Origin of the sequence: Aquibium oceanicum, assembly GCF_001889605.1 — a bacterium.
GTDB classification, from domain to species: Bacteria; Pseudomonadota; Alphaproteobacteria; order Rhizobiales; family Rhizobiaceae; genus Aquibium; species Aquibium oceanicum.
In genome coordinates this window covers 1,683,136-1,702,445 of sequence record NZ_CP018171.1, presented here as the reverse complement: position 1 = coordinate 1,702,445, position 19,310 = coordinate 1,683,136, and the positions used below count along the sequence as shown (strand labels likewise).

The following is a 19,310-nucleotide window of genomic DNA, read 5'->3' as shown; positions in this document are numbered from 1 at the left end:
ACGTCACGCCGCTTTCACCTTCACTTTCGCCTTGCGCGGCAAATGGGCGACGACGTTCTCGATCATGCGCATGCCGGCGTTCTGGCCGAGCGACATGATGGATTCGGGATGGAACTGCACCGCCGCCACCGGCTCGCGCCGATGCTCGATCGCCATGACGACGCCGTCCTCCGTCTCGGCGGTCACGTCGAAATCGGAGGGGAAGCGCACCGGGTCGGCGAAGAGCGAATGATAGCGGCCGACAGTCACGTGCTTCGGCAGACCGGAAAAGACGATGCCGGGCTTCGTCACGCGGATGCGCGAGGGCTTGCCGTGCATGGGGATGTGGAGCTGGCGGAGTTCCCCGCCATAGGCTTCCGTCAGCGCCTGCAGCCCCAGGCAGACGCCGAACAGCGGCAGGTCGCGGGCTCGCGCCTTGGCGATCGTGGCGGCACAGTCGAAGTCCTTCGGCGAGCCGGGACCGGGCGACAGAACCACGAGATCGGGTTGAACGCGGTCGAACACCTCGTCTGCCACCGGCGTGCGCACGGTGGTGACCTGCGCGCCGGTCTGGCGGAAGTAGTTGGCGAGCGTGTGGACGAAGCTGTCCTCGTGATCGACGAGCAGGATCGAGACACCCGCGCCCACCCGCGCGGACTGGCGCTCCGAATTCGGCGCATTGCTGGACCCGGCTTCCCGGACGGCGGCCAGCATGGCGGAAGCCTTGAGCTCGGTTTCGGCCTCCTCCTCGTCCGGCACCGAATCGTAAAGCAGCGTCGCGCCGGCCCGCACCTCGGCGATGCCGTCCTCAATGCGGATGGTGCGCAGTGTAAGCCCGGTGTTCATGTCGCCATTGAAATGGACCATGCCGATGGCGCCGCCGTACCAGCAGCGCTGGCTCTTCTCGTTCTGCTCGATGAAGCGCATGGCCCAGAGTTTTGGCGCGCCGGTGACGGTCACGGCCCAGGCGTGCGAGAGGAACGCGTCGAAGGCGTCCATGCCTTCGCGCAGGCGGCCCTCGATGTGGTCGACCGTGTGGATGAGGCGCGAATACATCTCGATCTGACGGCGCCCGATCACCCGCACCGATCCCGGCTCGCAGACGCGGCTCTTGTCGTTGCGGTCGACGTCCGAGCACATGGTGAGCTCGGATTCGTCCTTCTTGGAGTTCAGGAGCTTCAGGATCTGTTCGGAATCCGAGATCGCATCCTCGCCGCGCTTGATCGTGCCCGAGATCGGGCAGGTTTCGACCCGGCGCCCCGACACGCGCACGAACATTTCGGGCGACGCTCCGATGAGGTACTCGCCCTGCCCCAGATTGATGAAGAAGGAGTAGGGCGAGGGATTGATCGCCTTCAGCCGCCGCGCGATTTCGGACGGCTGGGTCTCGCAACGTTCGTAGAACTTCTGGCCCGGCACGACCTCGAACAGATCGCCCTTGCGGAAGCTCGCCATCGCCTTGCGGACGAGACCGGCATATTCGCCCGGCTCATGGTCGCCGCGCGGCGGGATACGGGCGGACGGCTTGAACGGCTCTTCCACCGCTTCGCGCGGCAGGCCCTCCGTCGTCCAGCCCCTGCCGGAATAGTCGTAGCGGTCGTGCCAGGCCTTGGCGGCATGGTGGTCGACGACCAACACCTCGTCCGGAAGGAAGAGCACGAGGTCGCGCTGGCTCTCCTTGCGCTCCAGCTTGTACTCGACCGGATCGAACTGGAAGGCGAGGTCGTAGCCGAAGGCGCCGTAGAGGCCCAGGCTCGGGTCGGCGTCGGTGCGGAAGAGCGCCACGATCGCCCGCAGCACGGTGAAGACCGACGGCACGCGCGAGCGCTCTTCCTCGGCGAAGACCCGTCCCGGCGCGGCGATGTCGAGCGCGATCAGGCGCTCGCTCCGCTCGGTCACGGTGATCTCGGAGAGCGGCGAAATCGCCGCGCCGATGGCAGGGAGGATGGCCTCGCCCCGCCGGTTCAGCGCCTCGATGCGCATGGCGCGACCGCGCGAGGAGATCACCAGCGGCGGGTCGATGATGGCGGTGTCCCAGCGCGTGTAGCGGCCGGGATATTCGTAGTTCGAGGAGAAGACCGCGCCGCGGCGGGAGTTCAGCCCGTCGACGTAGGCCTCGATGGCGCCGTCATACGCGGTTTCGTGGCGGGCGCGGGTGATCGATATGCCGCCCGCGGTGACAAATCGCTCCGCGCCGTTCTCAAGCACTTCCACCGTCATTTCCGTCTCCGTTTCCTGTCTGGCGGAAGCGCCGGGAGCCTCGTGGAAAAACAAAGGCCGCCCGGAACATCCGAAGCGGCCCTCATCTGATTTGAACGCACGCGCGATCAGGCCGCTGTCAGCAGCCGCACCACCAAGCCCGTGCGATCGACATTTTCGTCATGCCGGATTCCATAGCGGCGAACGGGCGGTTCGGCAAGCCGCTTCGTATTCATCCAGGGGCGGCACGGCGGTCGGGGCGGACAGGCTGGTTGACGCTGTCTCCCGCGGCCGGTCGGGCCGGCAGACAGGAACCAGCGATCGAAGCAGGATCGAGGACCCCGGATGAAACCGGGAGACTATGTCGATATGCTCCCAGCTTAGCTGCCGGCGCGGTACAAGGCGCTGACGGGAAAAGCGGGAAAGATGGTCAGCGGTCTTCTATTGATCTTGTGCTCGACGGGTCGCTCGATACTTGTCCCGTGCGGCTACGTATTCGGATTTGATTTCGCCACGATCAGCGCGCAGTTCAGCGGCCTTTTCCAGGTCGCCTTCGGCTGTGGCGGTCTTTATCGATTCGGAGAGTTCATCCCACACCTTACGGATCTCTTCGTAGGCGGCACGATCGATTTCCAGCTGAGCTTGAGAACCGGACAAACCTTCCACTGTAACCGGCGTAGCCGGTGCTGGGGTGCTGGATTCAGAACTATCGCTGCAAGCAGCCAGAAACAGCGCGAGCGCAGATGCGGATAGAGCGGCGTAAAGCTTCATTGTGTTGACGGCTCCAATGTCGACGTGGGGGACGCCGGACCAACTAATGTTAAAATCACCCGACGTCCAGTCCGCCATGTCTTCCATTTCGCCGGCACCCCGTGGCGGCGGACCTGCGAGGCAGCTTCGAATGCTTGTGTTTCTCCGGGGTGGTGTGCCAGTGATCCGGCGTCGACCAGCGGTTATCCCAAGGTCTCGAAGGGCTGCGCCGCCAGCCGGACCCGATCGAGGTCCGGTTCGAAATCCATCGCCCGCTCCGCCCGCTCCATGGCCATACGGGAGTGCCGCATGGCTTCGATCCTGAAACGGGAATCGCCCATCCTGGCAAGGGCGAGCAGCGCCTTCTGAAGCCGGACGTGCACCTCGGCCATCGCCGCGCCATCGCGGGCGATGGGATGATAGATGTCGTCGAGCAGTTCGCCGGGATTGATCTCGGGCACCTTCACCCGCGGATAGAGAATCTCGGGCGTTTCTCGGTCGGAAGCCCATATCGACAGCAATCTGACGGAGCGTCCGATCACGTCGATGGCCGTGCCTGGATCGTTCATCGCCGGGGAAAGTGCGCGCGAGGCGATCTCTGCAAGTACGCTCAGGCCGAAGCGGGGGTCCTGATCGTAGGTGCGCTCATTGGCGACCGTGAACGCCTGCCGCAGGTCCCCGACCGGCACTTCGTCCGTGAAGCCGGCGCACCAGGCCAAGGGACGGTTGATGTCCACCAGCGTTCCGGGGATGGCAGTGACGTAGATGTCGGCCTGGTGCGTCTCGGCGATCTCGGAGATCGCGCCGACATCGACATGCTGGACATAGCCGACTTTGCCGGGAAGCACCGGCAATGCACCCGCAGGTATCGTGGATTGCGGATGGAGGAAGGGCACGCCTCCGAGATAGGGGTTCTCGAGACGCCCCAGGAATGCATGTTCGGTGGCCTTTTCCACCTGTTCGGTCGTCTCTCCCACCCGCCCCAGACGCAGCAGATAGTCGATCCAGCGCAACAGCGTCACCACGATCAGCAGCACGACCACGATCGTCACGACGAACAGGACCACCCTGCCCCGCTGGCCGTAGAGGCCCATCGAAAGGGTGATGATCGCCACGAGGCTGTAAAGGAAGGACCCGACGAAGGTCGCCAGAACGTTCTGTGTCGTCGGATCCTCAATCAGGAGCTTGGTCGCCCGCGGCGTCACGTTGGAGGTCGCGGCACTGTAGGCGGACACGGTCGTGCTCAGCGAGAAGGTCGTCACCGCCAGCATGCTGGAGGCGATGATGGTGAGGATGCTGTCGACGGCGTCGGCGCCGATCTTGGCCGACAGACCCTGCGGCAGGAACGGTGCGACAAGAATCGAGATCAGCGCGGAAACCACGGCCAGCAGCGAAATCAGCGTGGCGCGGAACCAGAGGCGCCGCGTCAGAAGTCCGAACAGCCATTTCCACCGGGACGTCATCGGGCTTCCTTCAAATCATGCGCCATCGCCCAAAACGGTATGGCATCGCAGGCGGATTCTTCAAACGGACCCGGCTTTCGCGGCAGCCGGCTCGACGCGCCGCGCCTTGCGGTTCCGGCGAAATTGAAGCGCGGATACGAGAAGCCAGGCAAGGCTTGCCCATGCCGTGCCGAGCGCCCAGCCGGCGGCGACGTCGCTCGGCCAGTGCACACCCAGGTAGACGCGCGTCAATCCGATGAGCACCGACATGACGACCGCTACAACGATCACGTAAACCCGCACGTACTTGTCGTCGAAGAAGCGGGTCACGAGTGCCGCGAGCGTTAGATAGGCGACGGTGCCGACCATCGCATGGCCGCTCGGGAAGCTTGCGGTGTGGACGACGTCGAGATGTTCGACCAGGTCCGGACGGGGGCGCTCGAAATAGCTCTTGAGCACCTGGGACACCGTGGCACCGGAGGCCACCGAGACGACGGTGTAAACCGCCGGACCATAACGTCGCGTGATCAGAAGCAGGCCGGTCACGACCAGGACGGCGAGGATGATGACGGGATAACCGCCCAGCGCGGTGATCTCCGCGGCCGCCTCCTCCAGCCAGGGCGGACCGAGCGGGTCGCCCACATCCGAGGGGCTGCGGAAGATCAGGAACAGCGTCTCGTCGATCGCCCGGATCTCGCCTTCCGCCATCTCGTCGGCGATCGAGAAGAAGGAGAAGACGCCGAAAGCCAGGATCGCGACCATGGCCACCGGCAGTACCGCCGCCCGGTACTCCCGCATGCCGCGCACCAGCATGGTGACTGTCGGACGGATCAAGTCCGTCCCTCCGTCCGCGGCAGGGTCGTCGCCGCCTCACGCTTGCGCAAAATCAATGCCACGCCCCGCGGCTCCTCTATCCTGTGCGTACACATAGATCATGCATACCGGCATTTCACATAGGACAGGAAGGATGAAAGTCATGGACGAGCGATTGGACCAGAAGCGGACATTCACCGAGGAGATCGAACTCGCGGGCAACGAACTGGTCGAGCGGGTGAAGGAGATTCTCGCCGAGGGTAACGTGCGGCAGCTTCGGCTCAGGGCGGAGGACGGCGACATCTACCTCGAAACGCCACTGACGATCGGCGTGCTGGCCGGCGGCGCGGTGGTACTGGCGGCACCCTGGCTCGCAATCCTCGGCGCCGTCGCCGCGCTGATCACCCGGGTGAAGATCGAGATCGTGCGCGAGGAAGACGACGACAAGGAGCAGAAGCCGGCCGGCTAATCCGTTTCCGGCAATCGCCTTCGCCTGCGCCGCAGGGCGCCGGCTCTGACGCCCGGATGGAGGCGCGAGAGCGCGTCACGATCTTCAGACGCGCGCCCTGCGCCTCGGGGGTCCGTTCCTGTGCATGTCTTATCCGACACCGGTTCCGGCACCGGGACATCCGTCTTAGAAAAGGCCCTCGATCTGGCCCATCTCGTTGAGGAAGATCTTTTCTGACGAGGGCGCCTTGGGCAGGCCCGGCATGGTCATGATCTCGCCGCAGATCGCCACGACGAAGCCGGCGCCGGCCGAGAGCCTCACTTCGCGCACCGGTACGACGTGGCCGGTCGGCGCGCCGCGTAGAGCCGGGTCGGTCGAGAACGAATACTGCGTCTTGGCCATGCAGACAGGCAAATTGCCGTAGCCAGCCCGCTCCCACTGGTGCAGCTGGTCACGCACCGACTTGTCGGCGATCGCCTCCGAGCCGCGGTAGATGCGCTTGACCACGGTGTTGATCTTCTCGAACAGCGGCATGTCGTCGGGATAGAGCGGCGAGAACTGCGCAGCGCCGCTCTCGGCGAGTTCCAAGACCTTGTTGGCCAGTTCCTCGATACCGGCGGAGCCGTGCGCCCAGTGCTTGCACAGGATCGCTTCGGACCCCTGGCTGGCGACATATTCCTTCATCGCCGCGATCTCGGCGTCGGTGTCGGAGACGAAGTGGTTCATCGCGACCACCACCGGCACTCCGAACTGCTTCACGTTCTCGATGTGGCGGCCGAGATTGGCGCAGCCCTTCTTCACCGCCTCGACGTCCTCCTGGCCGAGGTCTTCCTTCTTGACGCCGCCGTTCATCTTCATGGCGCGAACGGTCGCGACGATCACGGCGGCCGCGGGCTTCAGTCCGGCCTTGCGGCACTTGATGTCGAAGAACTTTTCCGCGCCGAGATCGGCGCCGAAGCCAGCTTCGGTAACGACGTAGTCGGCGAGCTTGAGCGCCGTGGTGGTGGCGACGACCGAGTTGCAGCCGTGCGCGATGTTGGCGAAGGGACCGCCATGCACGAAGGCCGGGTTGTTCTCCAGGGTCTGGACGAGGTTGGGCTGCATGGCGTCCTTGAGCACCACCGCCATCGCACCGTCGGCCTTCAGGTCGCGGGCGTAGACCGGGGTCTTGTCGCGACGATAGGCGACGATGATGTCGCCGATGCGCTTCTGCAGGTCCTTCAGATCGGAAGCAAGGCACAGGATCGCCATCACCTCGGAGGCGACGGTGATGTCGAAGCCGCCTTCGCGCGGATAGCCGTTGGCAACGCCGCCGAGCGAGCAGACGATCTCGCGCAGGGCACGGTCGTTCATGTCCATGACGCGGCGCCACACCACGCGGCGGGTGTCGATGCCGAGCTCGTTGCCCCAGTAGATGTGGTTGTCGATCAGCGCCGAGAGGAGGTTGTGGGCGGTGGTGATGGCGTGGAAGTCGCCGGTGAAGTGGAGGTTCATGTCCTCCATGGGCACCACCTGGGCGTAGCCGCCGCCGGCCGCCCCACCCTTGACGCCGAAGTTCGGCCCGAGTGAGGCTTCGCGGATGCAGGTGATGGCCTTCTTGCCGATGCGGTTGAGGCCATCGCCGAGGCCGACCGTCGTGGTCGTCTTTCCCTCGCCGGCCGGCGTCGGGTTGATGGCAGTGACCAGAATCAGCTTGCCGTCCTTGCCGCCGCGCTTGGAGGCGATGAAATCTGCCGAGATCTTCGCCTTGTCGTGGCCGTAGGGCAGGAGGTGCTCGAACGGAATGCCGAGCTTGCCGCCGACCTCCATGATCGGCTTCTTCTTCGCGGCGCGCGCGATCTCGATGTCGGACTTGTATTCGGCCATCTCGGCTCCCCCGGCGGATTTCGCAATCTTCGGCGCGGCGGATCGAGCGTCCTTCCGCACGGCGCGCATACAAGCCCGACTGGCAAAGCCGCCGCCGTCCCAAAACAGCCGTGGAATGCACCGATTGCGACAGGGCTCGTTCGCCCCGCCCGAGGATCAGCGGCGCAGCACCGCCCGCAGTACGTCGCGCACGCCGATGGCGCCGATGAAGCGGGTCTGCTCGTCGAACAGCGCCACCGGCGCGGTCTGGGACTGGTGCATGGCGTGCATGACCGTCTTCAGCGAGGTGCCGGGCTTGGCCCAGAAGACGGGCGGCCGGTCGCGCGGCACCGCTTCGAGGTCGTCGCAGGACGTCCAGGCCGCCGGCTCGCCATTGTGCTCGGCGGCGATGACCATGAAGTTCTCGTCGAGGCGGAAGCGCGTGGTCTGGCGGCGGTCGAGCCAGAGCCAGCCCTCGCCCGCAGCCTCAAGGTCGCGGCGGTCGCGCATGACGTTCCAGGCGGTGAGCACCGACAGCGGGTTCACGTTGGCGATGAAGTCGCGCACGTAGTCGTTGGCGGGCTTCAGAACGATGTCCTCCGGGGAGCCGGACTGGACGATGCGGCCGCTCTCCATGATGGTGATGCGGTTGCCGATCTTCAGCGCCTCTTCGAGGTCGTGCGAGACGAAGATGATCGTCTTCTTGAGGTCGGCCTGAAGCTGCAGCAGTTCGTCCTGCAGCTTGGTGCGGATCAGCGGGTCGAGCGCGGAAAAAGGCTCGTCCATCAGGAGGATCGGCGCCTCGGTGGCGAAGGCGCGCGCGAGACCCACGCGCTGCTGCATGCCGCCGGAAAGCTCGTGGGCATGCTTATCCGCCCACTGCGACAGGCCGACGAGTTCGAGCTGTCTCTTCACGCGCTCCTTGCGCTCTGCGACGGGAACGCCTGCCAGTTCGAGGCCGAAGCCGACGTTCTCGGCGACGCTGCGCCAGGGCAGGAGCGCGAACTGCTGGAACACCATGGCTACACATTCGCGCCGGATCTTGCGCAGATTGTCCGGCCCGCAGGAGACGACGTCGGCCGACCAGTCGCCGTCATGGACGACCACCTCGCCGCGCGTCACCGGATTGAGGCCGTTGACGGCGCGCAGTAGCGTCGACTTGCCGGACCCGGACAAGCCCATCAGCACTGAGATTTCGCCTTCCTCGACGGTCAGGTTGCAGCCCGCGCAGCCGAGCACGGCGCCGGTCTTTTCGAGGATTTCCTGGCGGGTCGCGCCGGCGTCGAGCATGGCGACGGCCTGGCTCGTGTCCTCGCCGAAGATGATATCGACGTTCCTGAACTCGACCGCCGTGCTCATTTCGCTTTCCCCTGTCCGATGCGGGCAACACGGTCGAGGATGATGGCCAGGATGACGATGGCCAGCCCGGCTTCAAGGCCGAGCGGAATGTTGACGGTGTTGAGCGCCCGCACCACCGGCTTGCCGAGCCCGTTGGCGCCGATCAGCGCCGCGATCACCACCATGGATAGCGACAGCATGATGCACTGGGTGAGGCCCGCCATGATGGTGGGCAGCGCGGCGGGAAGCTCGACCTTCCACAAAAGCTGGCTCTTGGTCGCACCGAAACTCTGGCCGGCCTCCAACATGGGCTTCGGCACCGAAGTGATGCCCAAATAGGTCAGGCGGATGGGCGCCGGCATGGCAAAGATGACGGTGACGATGAGGCCCGGCGCGATGCCCAGCCCGAACAGGATCAGGATCGGGATCAGGTAGACGAAGGTCGGCAGCGTCTGCATGAGGTCGAGGATCGGCAGGAGGACCTTGTAGACGCGCTCGTTGTGCGCGGCGAAGATGCCGATCGGTACGCCGATCGCCATGGAACAGGTCGCCGCTGCGACGACCAGCACGAGCGTCTCGATCGTCTCCTTCCACAGATCCTGGTTGATGATGAAGAGAAGGCCGAGCGCCACGCCGAGCGCCAGCTTCCAGGATTTCTTCAGCCACCAGGCGAAGGCGGCGATGAGCAGCACGACGAGGACCGGCGGCAACAGCAGGAGCAGGTCGGCGACGCCGTCGAGGACGGCGGTTAGCCCGTCGGCAACGCTGTCGAAGAACCATTCGAAGTTGTCGGTGAGAAAGTCGAAGAACTGGCGGCCCCAGTCTCCGACCGGAATCTTGTTGTCGCGATCGGCAATCCACGCCGAAACCGGATCCATCGCAGGCCACCCCTCAGGCGTTCATAATTCCCCAACGAAACGGCGGCCGGACGTGGTCCGGCCGCCGAGAACCATCTGCTCCCCCGAGCGGACGATCACATTCCCAGCGCCGATTTCACCGCCGGCATGGCGTCGCCGCCGTCGAGCGTGGTGACGCCGGCGAGCCAGGGTTCGATGGCGCCGGGATTGGCCTTCAGCCATTCCGTCGCCGCCGCCTGGGGATCCTCGCCCTCGTCGAGGATCGCGCCCATGATCTCGTTCTCCATCTCGAGCGAGAAGACGAGATTGGTCAGGAACTTCGCCAGGTTCGGACATTCCTCCGGAAGGTCCGCGCGGACGTTGGTGTGCACGGTGGCGCCACCGTAATTGGCACCGAAAACGTCGTCACCGCCCGAAAGATAAGCCATGTCGATGTTGGCGTTCATGGGATGCGGCTCCCAGCCGAGGAAGACGACGTCCTCCTCCTTGCCCGCCGCCTTCTTGACGGCCGACAGCATGCCGGCTTCGGAGCTCTCGACCAGTTCGAAGCCGCCGAGGCCGTACTGGTCGCTGGAGATCATGTCGAGGATCAGGCGATTGCCGTCGTTGCCAGCCTCGATGCCGTAGATCTTGCCGTCGAGTTCGGTCTGGAACTTGGCGATATCCTGGAAGCTCTTGAGGCCCTTCTCGAAGGTGTATTGCGGTACGGCGAGCGTGTACTTGGCGCCTTCGAGGTTGGTCACCAGCGTCTTGACGGTGCCGTCTTCGCGGTAAGGCGCGATGTCGGCTTCCATCGTAGGCATCCAGTTGCCGAGGAAGACATCGACGTCGCCGCTCTTCAGCGAGGTGTAGGTGACCGGCACCGACAGGATTTCCACCGAGGGTTCGTAGCCGAGCGCGTCGAGCACCACCGACGCGGTGGCGGTCGTGGCGGTGATGTCCGTCCACCCGACGTCGGAGAAGACGATCTCGCGGCAGCTTTCCGGATCGGCCGCGAGCGCGCCCGACGTCGTCGCCGCCGCGAACCCAACCGCGATGGCGCAAGCCTTGAACTGGTTCATTCTGGATACTCCCGTTGCCTTCGCGGCCACGGCATGATGGCGCCGCTCCGCTGTTCTAACGATCGCCTGAGCCAAACACCATTTCGGTGCCGTTTCAAGGTACTTGCACAGCCGAAGGCGGCGTTTGAGGTCGCCGCGGCGGCCAAAGCCGGCTTTTCGTCGTGGACGGGGCTCTTTTTCGGGCGCGGCAGAGGGCTGGCGACTCCCATGCGGCGCAAAACTGCGCTTAAAGGCTGCGCATGGCCAAGCTCTACTTCCACTACGCGACCATGAACGCCGGCAAGTCGACGATGCTGCTGCAGGCATCCTACAACTACCGGGAAGGCGGCATGGAGACGATGCTGTTCGTCGCCGGTCATTACCGGAAAGACGACGCGGGGTACATCTCGTCGCGAATCGGCCTGGAATCGGATGCGCACATGTTCCGCAGCGGCGACGACCTTTACGCGCGGATCGCAGAGCGCCACGGGCACGAATCGATCCATTGCGTGTTCGTCGACGAGGCGCAGTTTCTGGAGGAAGAGCAGGTCTGGCAGCTTGCCAGGGTGGCCGACCGTCTCGGCATCCCGGTCATGTGCTACGGGTTGAGGACCGACTTCCAGGGCAATCTGTTTCCCGGCTCGCGCGCGCTGCTGGCGATCGCCGACGAACTGCGCGAGGTGCGCACCATCTGCCGCTGCGGGCGCAAGGCGACCATGGTCGTGCGGCTCGGGGCGGACGGCAAGGTGGCGCGGGAGGGCGAACAGGTCGCGATCGGCAAGGACGTCTACGTGTCGCTGTGCCGGCGCCACTGGGAAGAGGAGATGGGCCGCTGGCCGGCGGAGGACATGATCGGTTTCGTGCGGCGATGAGGCCGGGCGGGTTGTGACAATTCGCGCCTGCGCCGAGCGGCACGTCTTCTGCTATCCCAGCCTCGCATTCAGGCGTCTGATTTATAGCCGACGGGGGATTGAGCGATGCGGATCCGGGTTGTTCTTCAGGCTGGCGCGATAGTACTGGCGGCGTCCATGCCGGCGATGGCCGACGGCGATGCCGCGGCGGGCCTCAAGGTCTTCAACAAGTGCAAGGCCTGCCACGACGCGGTCGGCGACAAGAACAAGGTCGGGCCGAACCTCTCCGGCGTGCATGGCCGGACCGCCGGCACGCTGGAAAGCTACGGATCGAAATACTCCAAGGCCATGAAGGAAGCCGGCGCGGCCGGGCTCGTGTGGGACGACGCCAACCTGACCGAGTACCTGCGGGCGCCGCGCGCCAAGGTCCCCGGCGGAAAAATGGCCTTCGCGGGGCTGAAGAAGGACGAGGACCTGGCCAACATCATCGCCTACCTGAAGGCGGACCCGAAACCGGAATGAGCCTCGGGCAGCGGTCGGGCGGGGTTTTCCTCGCAGTCCCGCGGGATGTTACCCGCCGGCGAGCATCCGAGACTTCCAATCGTTACATCCCATCCATATATTCGCCGCGTCGCCTGACGCGACGTGAAGCCTTGGGGGTGTGAATGGCGACGCTGCAGAATTTCGACGCCGAGATTGCCAAGACGAAACGCGTCGTCGACGAGATGCGATCGAAGATCGAGCAATCGGGCATCGTGCTCGACAAGTTTGCCCAATCCGACCAGAAGATCGGCGACGCCGAATTCGACATCGAGAACGCCCGCATCCAGGACGTGCTCAAGCAGCAGAAGACGATGGAAGCCAACATCGCCGACCTGATCATCGGTCTGGAGGATGCCACCAACGTCTTCGGCACCGAGTTCGAATCGATGAAGAACTACACGGGCTGGGAAAGCTTCGTGGGCATCTTCTCCAAGCAGCGCCAGCAGCGCATGCGCACCGAGCGCGTGCGCAACATGTCGCTCGCCGGCAACCTTCAGGAACTGCTGGCGAAGTCCGACACGATCGTCGGCATCCTCAAGGCGCAGAAGCAGGTGCTTGACCAGCGATACGCGACCTCTGAGGCGAGCCTGAGCCAGGTGATCGAGCGGCGCAAGGCGACCATCGAGACCTTGACGGAGACGCAGAAGCGCATCGAGGAATTGAACCCGATGCTGCTCGACGTGGAAAACCGCATCGCCGCGTCGACCGACCAGACCCAGCGCACCGAACTGGAAGGCGAACGCTCCAAGCTCGCGACCGAATACAACGAGCGACAGGCCAAGGAACAGGAACTGCTCGCCGAGAGCCAGACGCTGGAGCGCTACACCTCCATGTTCCAGACCTTCGTGGATTCGCTCAACAACCAGATCGCGGCGCAGAACACGCTCATCAACAAGCTGACGATCGATACCGAGCAGCGCATCGTGCTGTACAAGGCGCTGGAGGATTCACTGAAGACCGCGGCCCAGCAGGACGTCGCCCACAAGATCAACACGCTCGGCAGCCAGGTCGATAACACCGCCGAGCAGACGATGGCCGGCATTGGCGCCGCCGCGCAGCGGCACATCGGCGACCTTCTGGAAATGCACGAGAAGAACATGGTCGCGACCGCCGACATCCAGCGGCGCAAGAAGCTGGCCGACGAGGCCTTCGCGCGGCGCTTCGACGAGGTCATGAAGAAGCACAACGCGGCCGACTACGTGAGGCCGAGCGCCTGAGGAAGGCGGACCTACGTTTGTCCATGCCACCGGTATCGCCTAAGGCCGCGCCGTCATGAAGCCGCCCGACACCGCAGCAGCTCGCTATTTCGACGCGATTTCGGCCGCGCTGGCGGGGCTGGACGTCTTCCTGCGCGACGACCGCTCACCGCTGCAGAACCACCTGCTGGTGGCGCAGGTCATCGGCGAATACATCGTGCGGCTGGAAAACTCCTTCGCCTGCTGGAACAACCGGCTCGGCTTCGTGGAGAGCTTCCGCATCTCGCGGGCCGAAAGCGGCTTTCCGGTGTTCCAGAACGTGCTCGAACTGGAACACGACCGTCGCACGGCCGAGCAGCGGCTGGCCGCCATTCCGCCGCCGGATGAACTGCGCGCCGAGATGGTGGATTTCATCCTGCGCCACAAGGATTTCCCCAGGTCGCTGCAGCGCTCGATGGCTGAGCGCCTCTACCTCCAGGACGTCGGCACCGGCCTCGTCTTCCCCCCGTTCGTGCTGCCCAAGACGGTGCGGGTCTCGGTCAATCCAAACACGCGCAGGCCCTACTATCTCGTGCACTGGGGCGCGTTCGACGGTTCCGCCAACCTCCCGCTGGTCTACATGGCGCTGGTGGAGGATTCCTCGCCCGACCTCGTCGACATGCTGGTCACGCGCGACGGCAAGCTCGCCGAGACCGTGCCGATCCCTCTGCCGGTCGAGGGCCTGCTCAATCCCGCCCTCGCGCACCGGTTCGACGATTTCGCCGAGAAGAACTCGACCTACGGCCTGTCGCCGGCCACCATCGCCGGCAATCTCGACAAGGACTTTCCCGAGCTTCACCCCAAGCAATTGCGCCGCGTGGTGCTGGGGCCGTTCTATTCGGCCGGGATCACCGAGAACAATTCCACCGTCGAGGCCATTCTCGACAAGGTGCACCGGCCGCAGAACGCCTGGCTGCTCACCTGGACGATCCAGGAAGTCTACTCGAAATCGGAGAAGCCGGCGCGCAAGGGGCTGTGGTCCAGCGAACCGGCGCGCGAGGAATTCCACATCGAGACGGACGATCTCGAAGCGGCTCGGCAGGGCGTCAGCGCCTACGAGAAGCACGCGCTGATCCCGCACGAAGCCTACCAGGCGCTCTATGCCGCCGGAGAGGCGCAGAAGATCTTCGCCGGATACAAGGTCCACGTGCTCTCGGGCGGAAGCGTGATCAATGACGTTTGAGGAGGGTGCCCGGCTCGTCTCGATGGCGCAGACCGTGCGCTCCAAGATGCGTCGGCTTTCCGACTTCAGAAGTCGCGTCTCAAGCGATGCGTGGGACAGCCTCGACCGGGCGCAGCGCATCGACATCACCTTCACCTCCAACGCGCTGGAGGGAAACACGCTCACGGCGGGCGAGACCGCGCTGGTGCTGGAAAAAGGCCTGACAATCGGCGGCAAACCGCTGAAGGATCACCTGGAGGCGACGGACCATGCGCATGCACTGGACTGGGTCTTCGAGATGTCGCGGCGACACGGAGCGGAGCCCATCAGGGAAAACGACATACGGGCGATGCATGCATTGGTCGTGGCGCAGTCGAACCGCTCCATCGCCGGGCAATATGCGGACAAGGCACGGTTCGTGAACACGTCCAGCGGCGTCCAAGCATTTCCGCCGCCGATCGACGTTCCAGTGCTGATGGCCACTTTTGCCGCCTGGCTCCAGACGTCCCCCGACGAACCGGAAACCGCCTTCGAAGCACACCGCCGGCTGGTCGCGATACATCCGTTCGACGATGGCAACGGCCGCACCGCGCGCCTCCTGATGAACCTCGTCCTGCTGCGCGGCGGATTTCCCGCGATCGCCATCCGGCCGGAAGACCGCCCAGCCTACATCGCCGCACTGGAGGCAATCGCCACGGCGAAGGGGATAGCGGCGTTCGACGAACTGATGTTTCGCAGGCTCGACCAGACGCTCGATCTCTACCTGAGCGCGGCCGAACAGGCAGAACCAAGAGCCAACTGACCGAGGACAGCATGGACGCCGGCCTGACCACTCTTTCCGAGAAGGACATCGAGAAGCACCGCGCCACGGCGCAGTCGATGATCACGCGCATCATCGTGCTCGAAGGCGATGGCGGCGGTTCGCAGACGGCGCTTGCCGGCACCGGCCGGCGCTTCGTCTCCACCGTTTCCACGGGATCGGTGCGGCGCACGAAGGAAGTGGAGCTGGCGAAGACCGTCGCATCGGTGCGCCCCGGCGACCAGCTGATGTCGATCCCGCAGCATACGCTGCTGTTTCGGGCACGGCGCGGGCTGGAGGTGTCACTCGCGATCGGCGACGTCTTCGCGCAGGGCAGCGACCTCGAGAGCCTGCAATCGAAAAACATGCAGTCGCCGCTGCAGGGCGAGGAGGCTGCGCGCTACAAGAAGCTCCTGTCGGCCGCGGCCTACGTCGCCGCCTTCGCCTTCGGATCGTACCTCTTGCAGCTTGTGGACGGCGAAGGCGAGCCGGTCAACGACACGGAAGAACCGGACTTCCTGTTCGACACGGCGCAGGACGCGCTTAAATCGATGGTCGCCGGGCTCGACCGGGCAGTCGCGGGCGCCAAGGACGAGAGCGAAATCGCGTCCCGCGCCCGGGCTTTCGCGCGCGTCGCGATCGAGGGGCTTCTCGCGCGCAAGGGACGCTTCGACGGGCTGGGCGCCTTCGAGGACGCGCACATCCGGCTGGATTCGGACGACTTCACGCTCGACGGCTTCGACGTCGCGCCGGGCCAGAAGCGCAAGCCGCTGTCGATGTCGTTCAAGAAACCGAACGAGATCGTCGGCAACCACATTGCCAAGTACCAGGCCATGCGGCTCGCAAAGATGCTGATGGCCTACGACTTCGACCGGCAGATGAACCCGTTCGTCGAGCTGGGCGGCTTCCTCTTCACCTTCATCGGCGACGGCGCGCCGGGCACCGGCAAGACGATGCTGATCCAGATGACGGCGGGCCTCATCAACGAATATTGCCAGGTGGCCGGCTACCCGTTCCACTACGAGAATTTCGGCGTAGACCAGATCTCGTCGTATCAAGGCAAGTCGGGCCAGAACTGCAAGCAGTTCGTCAACAACGTCATCAACCCGCGCGCCATCGGCTTCGGCACCGTGGACGACATCGACCAGGTGGCGGCAAAACGGTCCGACGACCGCGCCTCGGCGGGACAGCAGGAGATCACCGGCGTCCTGATGGAGAGTTTTCAGGGCGCGTCGACCGTGGTGCGCGGGAACTGCTCCTTCGGCATGTTCTCCAACTATCCGGAGAACGTCGACGACGCGCTGCGCCAGCGGGCCGGCGCGCGCTGGCTGGTCGACGGGCCGCAGACGCGCGACGACTACATCGACATCTTCGTGCTGCTTGCCGGCAAGAACCACAAGATCCCGCTCGGGCAACACGACCTCCTGGAGGCGCAGGTGATCCAGAAGGCAATCAACACCGCCTACGAGGAGCACTCCAGGCCGCAGGAAGAGGGTCTGAAGAAGGTCTACGAGCGCTATCTCGACCAGTTCGGCGAGCCGCGGACGATGGCCGACGTCGGCACCTATCTCCACATGATCAAGGAGGCCGAACCGCGCTTCACCGGCCGCGCGATCAAGAACGTCACCGACGCGATCAAGATGCGCGCGATGGACATCGACCTGCCCGATGTATGGTTCGAGACGCCCGAGGCTTTCATGCACAAGCCCTACGAGGAGAAGAAGGCCATGATCGAGGAGCTGCGCAAGCCTTTCTCGATGGCCATGGTGATGCAGGAGATCAACCGCTACGCCGACTCCGAATTCCGCTACTCCGACCGCTCCGACGACGCGGCGGTGTCGAAGATGATCCGCGATGCGAGGCTACGCGAGCGCGCGGTGCGGGAGATGGAGGCGATGAAGGCGAAGGGGGCGTGGGAATGATTGAAAAATAACCGGGCGGGATGTATATCTAGCTTAGCTAGATTAGACAGGACATCACCATGCGCCAGGTTGGTACCTTCGAGGCAAAGAACAGGCTGAGCGCTCTCATCGAACTCGTCCAGGCTGGCGAGGAGATCGAGATCACCCGCAACGGGAAACCGGTCGCGCGGCTGGTGCCGACCACCGGACGGGACGTGAGTAGAGCGAGGGAGGCGGCGGAGGTGCTTCGCGCCATCCGCGCCCAGGCGCGAACCGGACCCGAGAGCCTCAAGGATCTGGTCAATTTGGGACGTCGCTATTGAGTTTCGTGATCGACAATTCGATGGCCATGGCCTGGACGCTCCCGGACGAATGGTCTCGCGCGGCCGACGAAGTGCTGGACCGCGTGATCAACGAAGGCGGCCATGTTCCCTTCCATTTCCCCGCGGAGTTGGCGAACGGCCTCACCATGGCCGTGAGGAAGGGCAGGATAGATGAGCGGGCGCGAGCGGCCGCGTATGAGAGTTTCCCCCGGCTCAATCTCGTCAGAGACCTTGAGGGAGTGGAGCGAATGAAGACTGCCATCGAACTGGCCGACCTCTACCGGTTGACCGTGTACGATGCACTTTACCTGGAGCTCGCACAGCGTCTCGCATTGCCGCTCGCCACGTTTGACGACGCACTGGCGCGTGCAACCCAGCGAGCAGGTGTGCCGCTGGCCGTTCCGCTGGGTTGATCGAAATGGAGGTCACCCACACCAGGCAGACCCGGAACCTTTTGCCCGTGAATGGCGAGAACCGGAGTGCCGCGCGATGAATCTCCTGCGCGACAACGAGCTGATCTACGGGCGGCTGCTGACCGTGGAAGGCGTCCATCTCATCGAGCGCTACAACAAGGCGCTGGCGGCGTTCGGGTTGAAGCCGACGCAGCTTTCGAGCTTCGAGATCGACCGGACGGGGTTTTCGCCGCAGGTGGCCGAGGAACTGGGCGACTACAGCTACCTCGATCCCTACGAGGTGAACCGGCGCTTCATCATCCTCACGCCGGCGCAGATCGAGCTGCCGGTGGTGCACACGGCGTTCTCCAACACCTCGCAGCTGATGTACGAGTTCCTGTCGCGCAACCGCCGCGCCATCGACGCGCTCACCATCAAGGACGTGATCTACGGGGAGATCGAGGATTCGGTCGCGCGGGTGGAGGACATCGAGGACCTGCTATCGATCAACCAGGTCGAGTTCCGGGTGCTCTCGGCCGAGGACGTTCTGGGTAAAGCTGCCGAACTCGGGCGTCTCGCCGACCGGCTGAAGCAGGAACCGGAGGCCTGGCGCGACGACGCCATGTTGTCGCGCATGGTGGAACTCGCGAAGGTTTGCGGCGACATCCGCGAGAACGCGCTGGTGCCCGACCAGGTGATCTTCCGCCACAATGCCTTCTGGACGAGCCATTTCGGTGGGCTCTACGTCTTCGTCGATCCCGACATGACGACCGTTATCTCCGATCCGTCGGCGCCGGGCTTCCGCCGGTCGCGGCCCTGGCAGGTCAGCTATCTGTCGATCAACGACGCGGAGCGGGTCTTCGATTTCCTGCTCTCGACCGGCCGGCTCGACCTGCCGCGCGAATCCTGGCTCGACCAGTCCGGCTATCTCGAACATCGCGCGCAAATGACGATGCGCGGCCTCATCCGGCGGATCGACCCTGGGGCGGATCCGGCACGCATCGACAAGGTCTGGCTGCAGACCTGGATCCACAACCATGCCGACGAGGTCAACCGCGACGGCACCTTCCCCTTCCTGAACGCGGCCAAGCGGGAGGCGGTGCAGACCGGGCGGATCGATCTGAACGAGATCGACCCGGCGCGGCGCTTTCTTCTGGTGCGAGCCAAGCCGGAGCATCCGGACGCCTGGCTGACCAACATGCTGATCGCCGATTTCGTGCCGGACGACTTCATGTCGCGCTACGTCTTCAACAAGCAGACCTTCTACAAGGACTACGAGGGCTTCGACGAGGCCTGGCGCGGTCATGTTGTGGACATGCTCAAGACCAACTATCTCAGCGACAAGGCGGGTTTCAGGGCACGGCTCTACGGGCTGGCCGATTAGGGGGTGAAT

General features: G+C 64.5%; 18 protein-coding genes. 10 read left to right on the top strand and 8 right to left on the bottom strand.

From position 1 onward, the window contains the following. Window positions 1-3: 3 nt before the first annotated feature. The 4 genes from BSQ44_RS08440 to BSQ44_RS08425 all read right to left on the bottom strand — a co-directional run bounded on the left by BSQ44_RS08440 (window position 4) and on the right by BSQ44_RS08425 (window position 5,204). Complete coding sequence (locus BSQ44_RS08440) at window positions 4-2,199, bottom strand: anthranilate synthase (RefSeq protein ID WP_072602994.1); 2,196 nt, start codon at window positions 2,197-2,199, stop codon at window positions 4-6. A 420-nt stretch (window positions 2,200-2,619) separates the two neighbouring features. Beyond that, entirely contained in the window at window positions 2,620-3,036 is a 417-nt protein-coding gene (locus tag BSQ44_RS26830) for a hypothetical protein (RefSeq protein ID WP_157894548.1), read from the bottom strand. 95 nt (window positions 3,037-3,131) lie between these two features. Then, window positions 3,132-4,391, bottom strand: coding sequence for a DUF2254 domain-containing protein (locus BSQ44_RS08430; RefSeq protein ID WP_072602989.1), 1,260 nt, complete (start codon window positions 4,389-4,391; stop codon window positions 3,132-3,134). Between the two features lie 60 nt (window positions 4,392-4,451). Then, window positions 4,452-5,204, bottom strand: coding sequence for a phosphatase PAP2 family protein (locus BSQ44_RS08425; protein ID WP_235633367.1), 753 nt, complete (start codon window positions 5,202-5,204; stop codon window positions 4,452-4,454). A 142-nt stretch (window positions 5,205-5,346) separates the two neighbouring features. On the opposite strand from BSQ44_RS08425, the gene BSQ44_RS08420 reads away from it, so the two are divergent. Next, window positions 5,347-5,652, top strand: a complete 306-nt coding sequence (locus tag BSQ44_RS08420) for a DUF4342 domain-containing protein (protein ID WP_072602987.1) — start codon at window positions 5,347-5,349, stop codon at window positions 5,650-5,652. A gap of 165 nt (window positions 5,653-5,817) precedes the next feature. Here the strand turns inward: BSQ44_RS08420 and BSQ44_RS08415 are convergent, their stop codons facing one another. The 4 genes from BSQ44_RS08415 to BSQ44_RS08400 form a co-directional block, all read right to left on the bottom strand. Next, entirely contained in the window at window positions 5,818-7,497 is a 1,680-nt protein-coding gene (locus tag BSQ44_RS08415) for a formate--tetrahydrofolate ligase (RefSeq protein WP_072607946.1), read from the bottom strand. A 156-nt stretch (window positions 7,498-7,653) separates the two neighbouring features. Continuing rightward, complete coding sequence (choV, locus tag BSQ44_RS08410) at window positions 7,654-8,835, bottom strand: choline ABC transporter ATP-binding protein (RefSeq protein ID WP_072602984.1); 1,182 nt, start codon at window positions 8,833-8,835, stop codon at window positions 7,654-7,656. Continuing rightward, window positions 8,832-9,692 (bottom strand): choline ABC transporter permease subunit, encoded by an 861-nt coding sequence (choW, locus tag BSQ44_RS08405; RefSeq protein ID WP_072602982.1) that lies wholly within the window; start codon window positions 9,690-9,692, stop codon window positions 8,832-8,834. Before choW ends, choV begins: the two co-directional genes overlap by 4 nt. A 95-nt stretch (window positions 9,693-9,787) precedes the next feature. Further along, on the bottom strand, window positions 9,788-10,732 hold the full coding sequence (locus BSQ44_RS08400; RefSeq protein ID WP_072602979.1) for a choline ABC transporter substrate-binding protein: 945 nt from the start codon (window positions 10,730-10,732) through the stop codon (window positions 9,788-9,790). Window positions 10,733-10,971: 239 nt separating this feature from the next. Between BSQ44_RS08400 and BSQ44_RS08395 the strand changes: the two genes are divergently transcribed. The 9 genes from BSQ44_RS08395 (at window position 10,972) to BSQ44_RS08355 (ending at window position 19,301) form a co-directional block, all read left to right on the top strand. After that, window positions 10,972-11,583, top strand: a complete 612-nt coding sequence (locus BSQ44_RS08395) for a thymidine kinase (RefSeq protein WP_072602977.1) — start codon at window positions 10,972-10,974, stop codon at window positions 11,581-11,583. Between the two features lie 105 nt (window positions 11,584-11,688). Then, complete coding sequence (locus tag BSQ44_RS08390) at window positions 11,689-12,084, top strand: c-type cytochrome (RefSeq protein WP_072602975.1); 396 nt, start codon at window positions 11,689-11,691, stop codon at window positions 12,082-12,084. 143 nt (window positions 12,085-12,227) lie between these two features. Further along, complete coding sequence (locus tag BSQ44_RS08385; RefSeq protein ID WP_072602973.1) at window positions 12,228-13,322, top strand: GumC domain-containing protein; 1,095 nt, start codon at window positions 12,228-12,230, stop codon at window positions 13,320-13,322. A 55-nt stretch (window positions 13,323-13,377) separates the two neighbouring features. After that, complete coding sequence (locus BSQ44_RS08380) at window positions 13,378-14,523, top strand: hypothetical protein (RefSeq protein WP_072602971.1); 1,146 nt, start codon at window positions 13,378-13,380, stop codon at window positions 14,521-14,523. After that, the gene (locus tag BSQ44_RS08375) at window positions 14,513-15,304 is read left to right on the top strand and encodes a Fic family protein (protein WP_072602968.1); all 792 of its coding nucleotides are present in this window, start codon (window positions 14,513-14,515) and stop codon (window positions 15,302-15,304) included. The genes BSQ44_RS08380 and BSQ44_RS08375 overlap by 11 nt, the downstream gene beginning before the upstream one ends. A gap of 11 nt (window positions 15,305-15,315) precedes the next feature. Next, window positions 15,316-17,223, top strand: coding sequence for an AAA family ATPase (locus tag BSQ44_RS08370; protein ID WP_072602966.1), 1,908 nt, complete (start codon window positions 15,316-15,318; stop codon window positions 17,221-17,223). Between the two features lie 59 nt (window positions 17,224-17,282). After that, window positions 17,283-17,525, top strand: a complete 243-nt coding sequence (locus tag BSQ44_RS08365; RefSeq protein ID WP_072602964.1) for a type II toxin-antitoxin system Phd/YefM family antitoxin — start codon at window positions 17,283-17,285, stop codon at window positions 17,523-17,525. Window positions 17,526-17,530: 5 nt separating this feature from the next. Beyond that, complete coding sequence (locus BSQ44_RS08360; RefSeq protein WP_235633415.1) at window positions 17,531-17,938, top strand: type II toxin-antitoxin system VapC family toxin; 408 nt, start codon at window positions 17,531-17,533, stop codon at window positions 17,936-17,938. Between the two features lie 76 nt (window positions 17,939-18,014). Beyond that, window positions 18,015-19,301, top strand: a complete 1,287-nt coding sequence (locus tag BSQ44_RS08355; RefSeq protein ID WP_072602962.1) for a DUF6638 family protein — start codon at window positions 18,015-18,017, stop codon at window positions 19,299-19,301. Window positions 19,302-19,310 lie beyond the last annotated feature (9 nt).

What these genes read in the sequence shown, in the direction of transcription:
- BSQ44_RS08440 (WP_072602994.1), bottom strand. Translation starts at nt 2,199, where the DNA reads ATGACGGTGGAAGTGCTTGAGAACGGCGCGGAGCGATTTGTCACCGCG.
- BSQ44_RS26830 (WP_157894548.1), bottom strand. Translation starts at nt 3,036, where the DNA reads ATGGAAGACATGGCGGACTGGACGTCGGGTGATTTTAACATTAGTTGG.
- BSQ44_RS08430 (WP_072602989.1), bottom strand. Translation starts at nt 4,391, where the DNA reads ATGACGTCCCGGTGGAAATGGCTGTTCGGACTTCTGACGCGGCGCCTC.
- BSQ44_RS08420 (WP_072602987.1), top strand. Translation starts at nt 5,347, where the DNA reads ATGGACGAGCGATTGGACCAGAAGCGGACATTCACCGAGGAGATCGAA.
- BSQ44_RS08415 (WP_072607946.1), bottom strand. Translation starts at nt 7,497, where the DNA reads ATGGCCGAATACAAGTCCGACATCGAGATCGCGCGCGCCGCGAAGAAG.
- choV (WP_072602984.1), bottom strand. Translation starts at nt 8,835, where the DNA reads ATGAGCACGGCGGTCGAGTTCAGGAACGTCGATATCATCTTCGGCGAG.
- choW (WP_072602982.1), bottom strand. Translation starts at nt 9,692, where the DNA reads ATGGATCCGGTTTCGGCGTGGATTGCCGATCGCGACAACAAGATTCCG.
- BSQ44_RS08400 (WP_072602979.1), bottom strand. Translation starts at nt 10,732, where the DNA reads ATGAACCAGTTCAAGGCTTGCGCCATCGCGGTTGGGTTCGCGGCGGCG.
- BSQ44_RS08395 (WP_072602977.1), top strand. Translation starts at nt 10,972, where the DNA reads ATGGCCAAGCTCTACTTCCACTACGCGACCATGAACGCCGGCAAGTCG.
- BSQ44_RS08390 (WP_072602975.1), top strand. Translation starts at nt 11,689, where the DNA reads ATGCGGATCCGGGTTGTTCTTCAGGCTGGCGCGATAGTACTGGCGGCG.
- BSQ44_RS08385 (WP_072602973.1), top strand. Translation starts at nt 12,228, where the DNA reads ATGGCGACGCTGCAGAATTTCGACGCCGAGATTGCCAAGACGAAACGC.
- BSQ44_RS08380 (WP_072602971.1), top strand. Translation starts at nt 13,378, where the DNA reads ATGAAGCCGCCCGACACCGCAGCAGCTCGCTATTTCGACGCGATTTCG.
- BSQ44_RS08375 (WP_072602968.1), top strand. Translation starts at nt 14,513, where the DNA reads ATGACGTTTGAGGAGGGTGCCCGGCTCGTCTCGATGGCGCAGACCGTG.
- BSQ44_RS08370 (WP_072602966.1), top strand. Translation starts at nt 15,316, where the DNA reads ATGGACGCCGGCCTGACCACTCTTTCCGAGAAGGACATCGAGAAGCAC.
- BSQ44_RS08365 (WP_072602964.1), top strand. Translation starts at nt 17,283, where the DNA reads ATGCGCCAGGTTGGTACCTTCGAGGCAAAGAACAGGCTGAGCGCTCTC.
- BSQ44_RS08355 (WP_072602962.1), top strand. Translation starts at nt 18,015, where the DNA reads ATGAATCTCCTGCGCGACAACGAGCTGATCTACGGGCGGCTGCTGACC.